Annotated in this window: 10 protein-coding genes and 3 pseudogenes; 9 read left to right on the top strand and 4 right to left on the bottom strand. The window is 76.5% G+C overall.

The genetic code is table 11. The features are described 5' to 3' along the window. Window positions 1–298 precede the first annotated feature (298 nt). The 6 genes from BJF88_RS06505 (at window position 299) to BJF88_RS06490 (ending at window position 5,003) form a co-directional block, all read left to right on the top strand. Complete coding sequence (locus tag BJF88_RS06505; RefSeq protein WP_083648922.1) at window positions 299–973, top strand: DUF4956 domain-containing protein; 675 nt, start codon at window positions 299–301, stop codon at window positions 971–973. A 109-nt stretch (window positions 974–1,082) separates the two neighbouring features. Beyond that, the gene (locus tag BJF88_RS06500) at window positions 1,083–1,853 is read left to right on the top strand and encodes a VTC domain-containing protein (RefSeq protein ID WP_139315942.1); all 771 of its coding nucleotides are present in this window, start codon (window positions 1,083–1,085) and stop codon (window positions 1,851–1,853) included. Further along, window positions 1,853–2,437 carry a carbohydrate-binding domain-containing protein gene (locus tag BJF88_RS20300; protein WP_083648921.1) on the top strand — a complete coding sequence of 195 codons (585 nt, stop codon included), beginning with the start codon at window positions 1,853–1,855 and terminating at the stop codon, window positions 2,435–2,437. The genes BJF88_RS06500 and BJF88_RS20300 overlap by 1 nt, the downstream gene beginning before the upstream one ends. Next, a complete protein-coding gene (locus BJF88_RS20295; RefSeq protein WP_222843939.1) occupies window positions 2,413–2,961 on the top strand; it encodes a carbohydrate-binding domain-containing protein in 549 nt (182 codons plus the stop codon). The genes BJF88_RS20300 and BJF88_RS20295 overlap by 25 nt, the downstream gene beginning before the upstream one ends. Then, the gene (locus tag BJF88_RS20290; RefSeq protein WP_222843938.1) at window positions 2,940–3,827 is read left to right on the top strand and encodes a carbohydrate-binding domain-containing protein; all 888 of its coding nucleotides are present in this window, start codon (window positions 2,940–2,942) and stop codon (window positions 3,825–3,827) included. The genes BJF88_RS20295 and BJF88_RS20290 overlap by 22 nt, the downstream gene beginning before the upstream one ends. A gap of 390 nt (window positions 3,828–4,217) precedes the next feature. Beyond that, window positions 4,218–5,003 carry an NAD-dependent protein deacetylase gene (locus BJF88_RS06490; protein ID WP_075828237.1) on the top strand — a complete coding sequence of 262 codons (786 nt, stop codon included), beginning with the start codon at window positions 4,218–4,220 and terminating at the stop codon, window positions 5,001–5,003. A gap of 234 nt (window positions 5,004–5,237) precedes the next feature. On the opposite strand, the gene BJF88_RS06485 is transcribed toward BJF88_RS06490, so the two are convergent. Beyond that, window positions 5,238–5,669, bottom strand: a complete 432-nt coding sequence (locus BJF88_RS06485) for a nucleoside deaminase (RefSeq protein ID WP_075828211.1) — start codon at window positions 5,667–5,669, stop codon at window positions 5,238–5,240. 200 nt (window positions 5,670–5,869) lie between these two features. Here BJF88_RS06485 and upp point away from each other — a divergent pair. After that, window positions 5,870–6,504: pseudogene (gene upp / locus BJF88_RS06480) on the top strand (uracil phosphoribosyltransferase). Window positions 6,505–7,055: 551 nt separating this feature from the next. Then, window positions 7,056–7,373: a winged helix-turn-helix domain-containing protein gene (locus BJF88_RS06470; RefSeq protein WP_158068890.1), complete on the top strand. Its 318-nt coding sequence runs from the start codon at window positions 7,056–7,058 to the stop codon at window positions 7,371–7,373. 13 nt (window positions 7,374–7,386) lie between these two features. Here the strand turns inward: BJF88_RS06470 and BJF88_RS21475 are convergent, their stop codons facing one another. Further along, the gene (locus tag BJF88_RS21475) at window positions 7,387–7,578 is read right to left on the bottom strand and encodes a hypothetical protein (protein ID WP_255371820.1); all 192 of its coding nucleotides are present in this window, start codon (window positions 7,576–7,578) and stop codon (window positions 7,387–7,389) included. Between BJF88_RS21475 and BJF88_RS23200 the strand changes: the two are divergent. After that, a pseudogene (locus BJF88_RS23200) lies at window positions 7,501–8,156 on the top strand (NAD(P)-binding oxidoreductase). The gene BJF88_RS21475 and the pseudogene BJF88_RS23200 sit on opposite strands and share 78 nt — an antisense overlap. Before the next feature lie 18 nt (window positions 8,157–8,174). Here the strand turns inward: BJF88_RS23200 and BJF88_RS06460 are convergent. Further along, window positions 8,175–9,362, bottom strand: a complete 1,188-nt coding sequence (locus BJF88_RS06460) for a hypothetical protein (protein WP_075828208.1) — start codon at window positions 9,360–9,362, stop codon at window positions 8,175–8,177. After that, a pseudogene (locus tag BJF88_RS19485) lies at window positions 9,308–12,183 on the bottom strand (hypothetical protein); the annotation flags it as partial. The gene BJF88_RS06460 and the pseudogene BJF88_RS19485, both read right to left, overlap by 55 nt.

Here is a 12,183-nt window from a genome sequence, read left to right as displayed (position 1 = left end):
CAGGATCGTCTGCGGGCGCGCGCGACGGGGCGCCTGCGTGGTGGGGGTCGACATGCCTGCCTCTCGTCGATGGCCGTCTTAGGTGAGGCTAACATCACTCGCCGCCCGCCTCCCACGGCTGTCCGGCGAGGTCCACGTCACACCCGGCGTCCGCCCCGGTGAACGCGAGGGGTCCGCGTGGTGAACGGCACTCATACGCGCGCCCTGCGGCCTCCACAGCGGACGCATAGGCACCGGCCCTTCCCTGGACCTGTCACCGTCCACCGGCGCCCAGCGCCCCGGCCCCGGGAGCCGCCCCGTGTCCCAGCCCCTGCTCTACGTCGTCGACCTCGTCGCGGTCGCCGTCCTGGCCCTCGGCCTCTACTTCCCCCGGCACCGCCGGCGCGACCTCGTGGTGGCGTACCTCGGCGTCAACGTCGGCGTGCTCGTCGTCGCCGCGACGCTCGCGTCGAGCGCGGTCGGCGCCGGGCTCGGGCTCGGCCTCTTCGGCGTCCTGTCGATCATCCGGCTCCGCTCGACCGAGCTGTCCCAGACCGAGGTCGCGTACTACTTCGCGGCCCTGGCGCTCGGCCTGCTCGGCGGGCTCGGCGCCACCACGGGGTGGCTGTCCGTGGCGGGCTCGGCGCTCGTCGTCGCCGTCATGGCCGCCGCCGACCACCAGCGCGTCCTGCGCCGCGCGCGCAGCCGGACGATCGTCCTCGACCGGGCGCTCGTCGACGAGGAGGCACTCGTCGCGCACCTCGAGCAGCTCCTCGGCGCGCGCGTCCACGGGGTGAGCGTCCAGCGGGTCGACCTCGTCAACGACACGACCTGGGTCGACGTGCGCTTCAGCGCCCCGGGGCGTGCGGCGCGCCGGTCCGGTCGCTCCGGCGTGACCGCGCGGGCCGAGGGCCGGGCCGACGCCGCGGCGCCGACCGCGCCCGACGTCGCACCCGCGCCGCCCGCCCGCGCCCACGTCGGGGCCTCGGCGTGACCGCGCCCACCCGCCTCGCGACCGCGCACGACCTCGTGCGCGCGGCCCTCCACCCGCTCGACGGGATCGCGCTCGACGAGCTCGTGGCGTCCGCGGCCTGCTGGCGCGCGTGGACCGCAAGTACGTCCTCGGGGTCGACGACGCGACCGCCGTCCTCGACACGCTCGCCCGCACGGGCGGCGCCCGGGTCCTCGAGATCGACGGCGTCCGCCAGTTCGGCTACGAGTCCGTGTACTTCGACACGCCCGACCTCGCCTCGTTCCGCCTCACCGCGACGCGGCGCCGTCGCCGGTTCAAGGTCCGCACCCGGACCTACCTCGACTCGGGCCAGAGCTTCCTCGAGGTCAAGACGCGGGCCGCCCGTGGCACGACGCTCAAGCAGCGCGCGGAGCACGCGGGGTGCCCGACGGCGCTCGGCCCCGGCGGCGCGTTCGTCACCCGCGCGCTCGTGGCCGAGGGCGTCCCCGCCGCGGACCGGCTCCTCCTCGAGTCCGGCCTGGTCTCTCGCTACCGCCGCACGACCCTGCACCTGCCGGGACCCGACGGCGGGGCGCGCGCCACCGTCGACACCGGGCTGGCGTGGCGGCTCGGCACCGACCGGGCAGGGACCACCCGCCCGACCGGACGGGCCGTCACCCTCGCCGTCCCGCACGTCGTGGTCGTCGAGACCAAGGGCGGGTCGACGCCGTCCGCCCTCGACCGCCTCCTGTGGCGGCACGGCCACCGGCCGGAGCGGATCTCCAAGTACGGCACCGGCCTGGCGCTGCTGCGCCCCGACCTGCCGGACGGTCCGTGGCGCCGCGTCATCCGCCGCCACCTCGACCCCGGCCTCACCGCACCCGCCCGCACCGCCGGGCACCCCGACGACAGGAGCCTCTGATGCGCATCCGCCGCCCCCTCGCCACCCTCACCGCCGCCGCGGCCGCGGCCGCGCTCGCCGGCTGCTCCCTGCTGAGCGGCACCGCCGCCACCGAGAGCGACGGCACCGCCGCGACCACGGCGACGACGACCGTCGCCTCGACCGCCGTCGCGGGCCTGACCCCCGACGAGGCCCGGGCCGACAACACCGACGTCGCCGTCGACGACGCCGACCTCGCCTGGGACGCGGCCTCCGCCGTCGCCGTCGCGCTCGACGGCGACACCGCCACGGTGACCGACGGCAGCGGCGTGACCGTCGACGGCGCCACCGTGACCGTCACCGCCCCGGGCACGTACGTGCTGAGCGGCACGCTCGAGGGTCAGGTCGTCGTCGACTCCGCGGCGGAAGGGCTCGTGCAGCTCGTCCTCGACGGTGCCGAGGTCACGGGCACGACGAACGCCGCGGTGGACGTCCAGGACGCCGACCGGGTCGCCGTCGTGCTCGCCGACGGGTCCGCGAACACCCTCACCGACGCCGAGACGTACTCCGGTCAGGCGCCGACGGCGAGCCCGACGGCGCGCTGTTCTCGACCGCCGACCTGCTGATCGGCGGGTCGGGGACCCTGGCCGTGACGTCGCACGCGGCCGACGGCATCGTCTCCAAGGACGGCCTCGTCATCGCGGGCGGCGACCTCACGGTCGACGCGGGCGACGACGGCGTGCGGGGCAAGGACTACCTCGTCGTCACGGGCGGCACGCTCGACGTCACGGCCGCGGCCGACGGGCTGAAATCCACCGAGGACGGCGACGAGGCGCTCGGCTTCGTCGACCTGCGCGGCGGGTCGGTCACGATCACGTCCGGCGACGACGGCGTCCAGGCCGTGACCGACGTCATCGTGTCCGGTGGCACGCTCGACGTCGTCGCGGCGGGCGGTGCCGGCGAGACGGTCGCGGACGACGCGTCGGCCAAGGGTCTGAAGGGCGACGTGGGCGTCGTGGTCGGCGACGACGCGGCCGTGACCGTCGACGCCGCCGACGACGGCCTGCACGCGAACGGCGCCGTCGCGATCTCCGGCGGGTCGGTGTCCCTCGCGTCGGGGACGACGGCGTGCACGCCGACGGCGACGTGACCGTCTCCGGCGGCGAGCTCACCGTCACGACCTCCGTCGAGGGGATCGAGGGCGCCGACATCACCGTCGCCGGGGGCACGGTCGACGTGACCGCGAGCGACGACGGGCTCAACGCGACCAGCGGCACCACGAGCACCGGCACGACCGACGGCGCCACCGCGGGCACCGACGGCGCGGCGGGCGGGACGGCGCAGCCGCCTGCCGGCGCGCCGGAGGACGGCACACGGCCCGATCGGCCGGCGGACGGACAGATGCCCGAGCCCCCCGCCGACGGCGAGATGCCCGAGCCCCCGGCCGAGGGCGAGATGCCGCCGGGCGGGCGCGGCGGGGGCGGGTTCGAGGGCGACGACGGCTCGACGCTGACGATCTCGGGCGGGACGCTCACCGTGGACGCGGGGGGCGACGGCCTGGACTCCAACGGGTCGCTGATCGTCAGCGGCGGCGACACGGTCGTCCAGGGCCCGACGAACGACGGGAACGGCGCGCTCGACGTCGGCGGCACGCTCGAGGTCACGGGGGGCACGCTGCTCGCCGCGGGCAGCGCGGGCATGGCCGTGGCACCCTCCGCGGACTCCGCGCAGGGCTGGCTCGCGACGGACGTCTCCGCGAGCGCCGGCGGGACCGTCACGATCACGGCGGCCGACGGCACGGAGCTCGCGACGTACACGGTCACGAAGGACACGGCGAACGTCGTCTTCTCCTCCCCTGACGTGACGAGCGGCGACACCTACACCGTCACCACCGGCAGCGCCTCGACGCCCGTGACGGCGGGCGAGTGGTCGGGCGGTGGCATGGGCGGCATGGGTGGCGGCCGCCGCGAGAGCGACACGACGACGGACACCGACGACGCGACGACCACGTCCTGACGGCACCCCGACGCGGCTCGGGCCGGCAGGACCCCCGCGCCCGGGTGAGACGGAGCAGGAGGGGTGGGTGGGGGCGCCGCGTCGTGGCGGGGCTGGCGGGAGCCGCGAGGAACGAGCGGCGGATGGGTAGACGCGGCGCACCGACCCGCCCCTCATCCAGGGCGACGAGCGCCAACCGCAGGGCGTCGTCGTACCGTGGGAGGCGTGCCCTCCGACCCCTCGACGCCGGCCTCGTCCTCCCCCGCCCACGTGGCGACGTCCGCCGCGAACCTGCCGCCGTCGGCCGTCCCGACCGTCTCGTCGCGGCTGACCTGGCGCCCGAGCCGGCCGCCGGCGTCGGGCACCGGTCCGGCGCCGCGCACGGGGACGGCCGCGGACGCCGCGGAGCTCCTGCGGGGCCTGCGCATCACGGCGCTCACGGGTGCGGGCGTGTCCACGGACTCGGGCATCCCCGACTACCGGGGCCCCGACTCGCCGCCGCGCAACCCCATGACGTACCAGCAGTTCGTGCAGGACGAGGCGTTCCGCCGCCACTACTGGGCGCGCAACCACGTGGGCTGGCAGCACGTGCACCGCACGCACCCGAACGCCGGGCACCGCGCGCTCGTGCGCCTGGAGGACGCGGGCGTGCTCGTCGGTCTCATCACGCAGAACGTCGACCTGCTGCACGAGGACGCGGGCAGCCGCACCGTCATCGACCTGCACGGCCGCTACGACCGGGTCATCTGCCTGCAGTGCGGTCGCGTCATCTCGCGCGAGCACCTCGCGGACCGGCTCACGGCGCTCAACCCCGGCTTCCTCGAGTCGGTGACCGAGGTGGGCGACGTGGAGATCGCGCCGGACGCGGACGCCGTGATCGAGCAGACGTCGCACTTCCGCCCGGCACCGTGCGAGTTCTGCGGCGGCGTCCTCAAGCCGGAGATCGTCTACTTCGGCGAGAACGTGCCGCGCGAGCGCGTCGACCGCGCCTACGCGCTCGTGGACGACGGCGACGCCCTCCTCGTCGCCGGCTCGTCGCTCACGGTGATGAGCGGCCTGCGCTTCGTGCGCCACGCGGCGAAGGCCGGCAAGCCGGTCGTCATCGTCAACCGCGGCGCGACCCGCGGCGACCCCCTCGCGACCCTCAAGGTCGAGGCCGGCGTCTCCGAGACCCTCACCGCCCTCGCCGACGCCTGAGCTGACGCGGCCCGACGCCTGGGCCAGGCGGAGCGACGACGACGCCGCGTCGCGGGTCCGGGACCGGCGGGGAGGGACGGCGGCGCCGGGTCGTGGCGGGTCTGGCGGGAGGCGCCGAGGAACGAGGCGCCGGATGGTAGACCCGGCGCCGCCGTCCCGGACCGTCGGGCCGGGCCCCCGACCCGGCGGCGTCGTCCCGGACGGCCGCACCCTGACCGTGGGAGCCGGGAGTTCTCAGCGCTGAGTCCCGAAGAAGTCCCGCAGCAGCCGACCGCACTCCTCGGCGCGGACGCCCGGGACGACCTCGACCTCGTGGTTGGCGCGCTGGTCGCGCACGAGGTCCCAGACGGAGCCCGTCGCGCCGGCCTTCGGGTCCCACGCGCCGAGCACGAGGCGCTGCACGCGGGACAGCACGAGCGCGCCGGCGCACATGACGCACGGCTCGAGCGTGACGACGAGCGTGCAGCCCTCGAGCCGCCACGTCCCGAGCGTCGCGGCGGCCTGCCGCAGCGCGAGCACCTCGGCGTGGGCGATCGGGTCCCCGGTCTCCTCGCGGCGGTTGCGCCCGAGCCCGAGCAGCCGCCCGTCGGGGCCGACGACGAGCGCCCCCACGGGCACGTCGTCGCTCGCGAGCGCGTGGGTGGCTTCGTGCAGCGCGAGGCCCATGAGTGCGTCCCAGACCTCGCGGCGCGCCTCGAGCGTCGGCGGCGGGAACGACGCGTCGGCCCACGGCGCGCCGAGGCCCGGCCGGGACCGTCGCGGGGCTGCGGGGCGTCGTCGGGCACGTGACCTCCAGGGGTGGGCGAGACGTCGTCGCGCGACCCAGGCTAGCGAGCGGGTGCGCCCGGGCGGGTACCGTTGCGGTCATGCGCCTGCACGTCGCCGACCACCCCCTCGTCGCCCACAAGCTCACCGTCCTGCGGAACAAGGAGACGGCGTCGCCGACGTTCCGGCTGCTCGTCGACGAGCTGGTGACGCTCCTCGCGTACGAGGCGACGCGCGACGTGCGGGTCGAACCGCACGACATCGAGACGCCGGTCACGACGACGACGGGCGTGCGGCTCGCGGAGCCGCGCCCGCTCGTGGTGCCGATCCTGCGCGCGGGTCTCGGGATGCTGGACGGCATGACGCGCCTGCTGCCGACGGCGGAGGTCGGGTTCCTCGGCATGCAGCGCGACGAGGAGACGCTCGAGGCGGTCACGTACGCGAACCGGCTGCCCGACGACCTCACCGGCCGCACGTGTTCCTGCTCGACCCGATGCTCGCGACGGGTGGCACGCTCGTCGCGGCGATCGACTACGTGTTCGCCCGGGGGGCGCGCGACGTCACCGCCGTGTGCCTGCTCGCGGCGCCGGAGGGGCTGGAGGTCGTGCAGGAGGCCGTCGGCGAGCGGGTCGACGTCCACGTGGTCGTGGCGGCGGTGGACGAGCGCCTGAACGAGAAGGCGTACATCGTGCCCGGGCTCGGCGACGCCGGGGACCGCCTCTACGGCGTCGTCTGAGGTCGCCGCGCGTCCGGCATGTGACGCGCCGCCCCGGGTCTTCTGTACCGGATGGTGAGATCTCCGGTCCGGGCTCTTGGCACCGCCGCCCGCGCGCTGCCATGCTGCCTCTCGTGAGCACCCTGACCACCCCCGCCAGCGCGCCGTCCGGCGCGCTCCCGGGCGCGGTCATGTGCGTCTGTTGTCAGGCCTGAACCGTCCTCGTTCAGCCCTCGACCCGCCGACCCGCCGGACCCCTCCGGCCGAGACGTCGGCAGCCCGACGCACCCGGAGCCACCCGTGACCACCCTCACCGCACCCCGCCCCACCCACGACGGCGGCCGCCGCCCCGGCTTCGTCCTGTACGTCGCGTCGACGCCGCGCCGGGAGAGGCCCCCGCCGCCGAGCTCGTCGAGCTCGCCGAGGCGCTGGGCGAGCTCGCCCGGGACTGGCTGCCGGACGCCGAGACGTACACCGCGCTCGCCCTCGCGGAACCCTCCGCGGCGACCGCCGAGCGGTCGCCCGTCCCCGACATCGCGGCGTTCCGCGAACGGCTCGCGGCGCTCGCGCCCGTGCCGCGCGTGGTCGTGGACGACGTCGGGCGGACCGTCACGGTCGACGGTCGCCGGACCCGGCTCACCCGGCGCGAGCTTCACCTGCTCACGCACCTGGCGCGCGCCGCCGACCGCGTGGTGAGCCGCGCGGAGCTGCTGGAGACGGTCTGGGCCGACCACGCCGTGGCGCCCGGGAGCCGCACCATCGACGTCCACGTGCGCCGTCTGCGGAGCAAGCTCGGCGTGGACCACCTCATCACGACCGTGCGCGGCCTCGGCTACCGGTTCGACCCCCAGGTGCCCGTCGTGCTCGGCGAGCTCGACGCGCCCTCCTGACCCGACGCCGAGGTCAGCGCCGCACGCTCACCGGGCGACCCACCGCCGTCGGCGATACGTTCGGCGCATGCGCACAGTCATCGCGGGTGGTCACGGCCAGGTCGGCCGTCGCCTCGCCCGGACCCTCGTGGAGCGGGGTGACGACGTCGTCGCCTTCGTCCGGTCGGCCGCGCAGATCACCGACCTCACGGAGCTCGGCGCGCACGTCGCGCTCGTCGACCTCGAGCAGGACGACGCCGTCGCCGTCTCGTTCGAGCTCGAGGGTGCCGACGCCGTCGTCTTCACCGCGGGTGCCGGCGCCGGCAGCGGCGCCGAGCGCAAGGACACCGTCGACCGGGCAGGCGCCGCGGTCCTCGCCGACGCCGCCGAGCGGGCGGCGTCGGCCGGTACGTGCTCGTGTCCTCGCGTGGCGTCGAGGCCGCGCACTCCGGGCAGCGGCCGGACGGGGTCGACGACGTGTTCTGGGCCTACCTGGAGGCCAAGGCCGCCGCGGAGGACGACCTGCGTCGGCGTTCCCTCCTGCAGTGGACCGTGGTGCGGCCCGGACGACTCACCGACGAGCCGGGGGTGGGCCTGGTCGCGCTCGCGCCGGTGGACGACGAGGGCCAGCGCCCGCGCGGCAAGCGCCGCAAGGCGGGCGGGGATCGCGAGGACATCTCGCGGGACGACGTCGCGCTGGTCGTCGCGGCGCTGCTGCACGAACCGCGCTCCGCGGGGACGGTGCTCGACCTCGTGGGCGGCGACCGCCCCGTCGACGAGGCGCTGGCGGACGCGCTCGCCTGACCGGCGCCCGGTGGGGCGTCAGCCCTCGCCGCAGCGCCCGCGGTCGTCCCAGAGCCCGCGGCCGATCAGACCGCCGGGGCGCGTGCCGAACGTGTGCCACACCGCGGAGTAGTTCCGGCCTCCGTAGGACACCATGTCGCCGCGCACGTACCAGGCGTCACCGTCCCAGGGCGTCGCGCACTGCGGCGCCGCCGAGAACGCGTCGACCGCGAGCTGCTGCGACCACGAGCCGGCCTGGACGACGTACGCCGCCCCCTGCGCGCCGACCTGGCCGAGGTCGACGGTCAGGCGCTCGTGCGCCGGCACCTCCCAGGACCCCTGCGCGGCACCGGTGACCCGGAACGACGCGGGGACGTTCGACCCGGTGTTGTCGAGGACGACGGACACGGCGCGGTACGAGCGCCCGTGCGCGTCGTCGTAGGACGGCTCGCCGAGCTGCAGGCTCGCCGCCGGGAGCAGGACGGTGCAGTCGACAGCCCCGTACCCGGCGGTGACGTGCTCGACGTACGTGCGGCCGAGGACCTTCCGCGTCAGGTCGAAGGTGACCTCGCCGGCCGGGACGCTCATCTGCCCGGTCGCCACCTCGGCGCTCACGGCACGGCCCGGCGCGACGTCGCCCAGGTCGTGCGTCCCGGGCGGCGTGCGCGCCACGACGTGCATCGTCTCGCCGGAGTCGTTGCGCAGGCTCGGCACGAGCACGGCCGCGTCCGCGACGCACCGCGTCGCGACGGTCGCCGACACGTCCCACTCCGGCACGTACGACGCGCCGCCGAACGCGGCGGTGAGGTCCTGGTCGAAGAAGAACGTGCCGAGCACCGTGCGGGTCTGGAGGAACGCCACGCGTCCCGGCTTCACGTCGGTCGAGCGCGTGTCGGCGACGAGCGTCGCGGTCTGGCCCGGGGCGATCCCGCGGACCACCGGCGAGTCGGGCAGCGAACCGCCGCGCAGCTGGGCGTCGATCGTCTCGGGCGAGTCGTTCGTCAGGGTCGCCACGAGCTTGACCGAGCCGTCCTCCCACCGCGCCTCGACGCTCACGTCGGTCGCCCACTGCGGCGTGTAGCTGAACGCGGCGTAGGGCGTCGTGATCGTGTGCGCGCCCTCCGACCCGTCGAGACGCGTCGCGGTGAAGGCGACCTCGCCGGCCTTGACGGTCAGGCCCCGCGCGGGGACCGTGAGCGTCGCCGTCTGCCCGGGGGCGACCTCCACGCGTCGGAGGCCCCGAGCGCGCCGGCGTCCATGACCACGCGCAGCGGCGCGGCGCGGTGGTCGTTGCGGAACGTGCCGCTGAGGACCGGCGACCCGGTGCCGCCGTCCGCCGCCCACTCGACGCCGGCGGACCCGTCCACGGCCCAGCGGAAGCAGTCGACGCCGGCGACGTCGTGCGTCGCGACCGGCGCGCCGTCGGCCAGGACCGTGAACGTCGTGCCCTGCGAGCCGACCGTCGCCGCGAGCGAGCCCGTCGCGCCGGGGGCCACGCGGGCCTCGCCGACACCGGCGACGGAGTACGTCACCGGGACCGTCGACCGGGTGTTGTCGAGCCGCAGCGCCACGGGGGCGCTCGACGTGTCCGTCGCCGGGTCGAACACGCACTCGCCGACCGTCGGCGCGGCGTCCGCCGCCGGCGCGTACCGCACGGCCGCGTACGCCACCTCGTCCTCGTGCACCTCGCCGGAGGCGTCGAGCCGCGTCGCGCGGAACGTCACCGCGCCGGACGGGACGTCGCGCGACCGGGTGTCGACGGCGAGCGCGACCTCCTGGCCCGGCCCGACGTCGACCGCGGTCGACTCCCCCGCCGCGCCGGCGTCCATGACGACGCGCATCGCCGTCACCGCGTGGTCGTTGCGGAACGTCCCGGTGAGCACGACCGACCCGCCCCCGGGGACCGCGGTCCACGCCGCCGCGGCCGACGCCGCCACGTCCCAGGGGAAGCAGTCGACCCCCGCGACCTCATGGGTCCGGGGCTCCATGCCGTCGGCGCGGACGGTGAACGCGGCGGCCTCGCCGCCGACGCCGCCGGGCACCTCGACGTCGAGCACCTCGCCGCCGGGCACCGTGCGCGCCAGGTCGTCGCGGCCCGCCACCGAGAACGGCACCGGCAGCGTCGACGCGCGGTTGTCGTAGTGCAGCGTCACCGTCGCGCTCGACGTGTCGGTCGCCCGGTCGAACACGCACCGACCGACCGTGGGTGCGCTCGACGCCGGGGCGATCGACTGCTTCTCCAGCAGCAGCGGGAGCAGGCGCTGGTAGCCCTTGCCGTCGCCGTCCGCGTCCGTGTGCCAGCGGTACTGGCGCAGGACCGCGTTCGCGCGCGAGGTCTGCGCCTGGCCGGTCTCGAGCACGAGCCGGCCCGAGGCGCCCTCGCGCAGCGGCGCGATGGCGGCGGAGTCGGCGACCGAGGTCCACGTGCCCGTGTCGGGCGCGAGGAGGCGCACATCCATGCGCATCCCCGTGTCGTTGGTCGGCACCGCGGTGAAGCGCACCGTCCCGCCGACGTTCTCCGCGACCATCGCGACGTCCGCCGCGGTGAGCCACGGCGGCTGCGTCCAGCAGTCCGTCGCGGCGACCGTCCCGGCGTCGAGCCGGTGCTCGAACGTCTCGCCCGCGACGGTCGTCGACAGCACGACCGCCGCCGGCCCGGCGGGGAACCGCACGCCGTCGTCGACCTGGAGGGTGGCTTCCTGGTCGCGCCCCACGGGCACCGTGGCGCTCGAACCGGCGGCCTCGAGCCGGACGGACAGGTCGTCGTACGCCGTGCCGTTCGTGTACGTCGCGAGGACCGACGCGACGTCGTCCGCGCCGCACCGCGGCGTGGCGACGCCGGCGAGGCCGTCGGCCCCGGCCCACCACGCCCCCACGTCGAGACCGACGCGCGTCGACCCCTCGTGCGCGTCCACGGCGTCGACGCCCACGGTGAGCGTGTGGTCGGCGGCCTCCGCGTCCTGCGCCGCGGCGAGGAGGTGCACGTCGAACGCGCTCGCCTGCTTCGGCGCCAGGTCGGCGTCGGTGGTGCACGACACGGTCCCGTCGCCGACGCCACAGGTCCAGCCGTCGGTACCGCCGCCGACGAGGCGGACGCCGTCGGGCAGGGGGAACGTCACGACCGGGTCGGCCGCGACGCGGTCACCCGTGTTGCGGACCTCCAGCGTCACCGACCCGTCGCCGGGGTTGGCCATCGGCACCGTGAGCCCGTCGACGCGCCGACCGCCGTCGAGCGCGGCGACCCGCACCTCCGCGCCGTAGTACGCGGCCGGCGTCGGGGCGAACGTGCGGCGCACGGGCTCGACCCCCTGGGCCCGCACCGACCCGGAGAACGTGTAGTCGCCACCGGAGTCGGCCTGGACGGTGACGGCCAGCCGCCGCGACTCGCCCGGGCCCAGCACGCCGACGGAGCAGCTCACGACGCTCGTGCCGTCGCCCTGCGGCTCCGCGGCGCCGCACGGCACCGTCTCCGCCCGGACGACGGTCGCGACGCCCGACCCGCCGACCACGCGCGCGGTGGGGACCTCGACCCCCGTGGGCAGCACGAGGTCGACGAACACCTGCTCGGCCGCACGACCGCCCGAGTTCGAGGCGGTGACGACGAGCTCCGCCGGCTGCCGCGCCGCGAGCTGCACGGAGCCGAGCGTGAGGTCGAGCGACGGCGGCGCGGGCGGCGGGTCCACCGGCCCGGGGTCGACGGGCCCGGGATCGACCGGTCCCGGGTCGACGGGCGTCGGCGGGGGCGCCGGGTCGCCCGAGGGCGGCGTCCCGCCGACGGCGGACGGGTCCTGCGCGACGCCGTCGGTCGCCGGGGTGCCGCCCGGAGCGGTGGGCGGGACCTCGACGGGCGTGCTCCCGAGCGTGTCGGCGGGCGGGACGTTGGCGGGCGACGTCGGGTCGGTCGCCGGGTCCGTGGGCTCGCTGCTGGGGTCCGTCGACGGCGTCCCCGGGGCCGACGGGCCGGTCGGCTCGCCGCTCGGGGCCGGGTCGGTCGTGGACGTCGCGGCCGTCGGCTCGTCCTGCGGCGGCTCGTCCGGGGAGAAGGCGC

It is taken from the genome of Cellulosimicrobium sp. CUA-896 (genome assembly GCF_001942335.1).
Taxonomy (GTDB): domain Bacteria; phylum Actinomycetota; class Actinomycetes; order Actinomycetales; family Cellulomonadaceae; genus Cellulosimicrobium.
The sequence above is the reverse complement of the archived record's forward strand: the minus strand, read 5'-3'. Positions and strand labels throughout refer to the sequence as shown.

Bases quoted from the DNA above. Each gene is read 5' to 3' on its own strand.
- BJF88_RS20300 (WP_083648921.1), top strand. From the start codon at position 1,853: ATGCGCATCCGCCGCCCCCTCGCCACCCTCACCGCCGCCGCGGCCGCG.
- BJF88_RS06485 (WP_075828211.1), bottom strand. From the start codon at position 5,669: ATGGGCCTCGCGCTGCACGAAGCCACCCACGCGCTCGCGAGCGACGAC.